This window comes from Plesiomonas sp. (genome assembly GCF_051650925.1).
Classification (GTDB): domain Bacteria; phylum Pseudomonadota; class Gammaproteobacteria; order Enterobacterales; family CAMTGL01; genus Plesiomonas.
Genome location: NZ_JBOFRH010000196.1, coordinates 1 through 1,732 on the forward strand (window position 1 = coordinate 1; position 1,732 = coordinate 1,732).

2 protein-coding genes are annotated in these 1,732 nt (G+C 49.6%); both read right to left on the reverse strand.

Annotated elements, in window-relative coordinates; translation table 11 throughout:
* Positions 1-583 (reverse strand): NAD(P)-dependent oxidoreductase (locus tag ACRC27_RS04775; protein ID WP_438639310.1); only part of this gene is annotated, 583 nt, incomplete at its 3' end.
* A 3-nt stretch (positions 584-586) separates the two neighbouring features.
* Positions 587-1,732 (reverse strand): MFS transporter (locus ACRC27_RS04780; RefSeq protein ID WP_438639311.1); only part of this gene is annotated, 1,146 nt, incomplete at its 5' end.

The window sequence follows — 1,732 nt, forward strand, 5'->3', positions numbered from 1 at the left end:
CCAGTTCACAGCGACGTGCGTTAAATTCCTGCTCGACTTGTGTATTGGGGCGATCGTTCCAGTACAGAACGTTCATGCCAAAACCGGCGTGCGCACGGCGTGCTAACGCTGATCCGATGCGCCCCATGCCCAGAATACCTATGGTTTTATGGTGAACGTCGACGCCATAGCTATCAACGCCGATGCTGCGTATCCATTTGCCTGCTTTCACCATTTCGGCCATTTCCAACGCACGGCGTGCGGTCATCAGAATTAGCGTAAATACCGTATCTGCCGTGGTTTCTGTCAGAACAGTAGGGGTATGCATTAATACGATTTTACGCCGTGTCAGATCGTCTACGTCAAACTGATCGTAACCTACCGAAATAGTAGAAATTGCTTTTAGCTTTGGCGCATGGTCTAACAAATCCGTGCGTACCGGCACACTGGCGCCGATCATGCCATCGGCGCTTTCTAGTGCTCTGATCACCTCCGCGCGATTGGCATTATTGATTCCATCAAAGAATCGGACATCAAAATGCTTCTCTAGGCGTAGCTGCAGGTCAGTAGGTATTTTTTTATACAGAACAACAGATTGCTTCATCATTTATTTCCCCTGAGAAACGGCAGGAGCTGATTTAACAGCGACTTTTTTTTGAGCGTCTGAAGGTTTCACGATGAGCGTTAGCCACACAGCAACCAATAACGCACCGGCCATGAATACGTAGGATGCGGCTGGCGATCCGGTTGAGCCATTCAGATAACCGACGAACCATGAGCCAAAGAAAGAGCCCAGCGCGCCCATGCTGTTAATTAATGCCATTGCTCCACCTGAAACGTTGCGTGGTAGCATTTCTGGAATGATGGCGAAGAACGGGCCATAAGGTGCATACATCGCGGCTCCGGCAATGACCAGCAGCGTATAAGACCACCAGAAATGGTTAGCGCCTACCAGGTAAGAACCGATAAATGCCAATGCGCCAATGAGCAGTAAAGGCCATACGAAGAGTTTGCGATTTTGCATTTTGTCAGATGCCCAAGACACCACGATCATTGCAATCGTTGCCGCTAAATAAGGCACCGCAGAGAGCCATCCTGCTTCAACCATTCCCATGTCAGAACCGTGGCGTAGAATTGACGGTAACCACAGAACAAACCCGTACACGCCGATGCTCCAGGCAAAATATTGAGCACACAGGATAATGACGTTCCTCGAGCGGAAAGCTTCGCCATAGTTACGTACGGCCTTAATGCCTTGCTGTTCTTCTAACAATTTAGCCTGCAGAGCGGCTTTTTCTGATTCACTCAACCAGCCCACTTGCTCTGGTTTATCTTTAACCAATACCCACCAGCAGAATGCCCAAATGACCGCAGGGAATCCTTCAAATATGAACATTTCGCGCCAGCCATAGGCATGGATTAGATAGCCAGACACTACTGACATCCACAAAACCGTGACCGGATTGCCTAAAATGAGGAAGGTATTAGCTCTGGAACGTTCGGCTTTGGTAAACCAGTTACTGATATAGATAAGCATGGCTGGCATGACAGCCGCCTCGACGACGCCGAGGGCAAAACGAATTGCGGCCAGTGCCGGAATATTACTAACCAGACCGGTTAAGGTGGCGCACATCCCCCACAGAATTAAGCACCAAAATACCAGTTTGCGCACGCTGCGTCGTTCGGCATAGATTGCACCAGGTATTTGAAAGAAAAAGTAGCCGAGGAAGAACAGTGCACCCAGCAGGGAGGC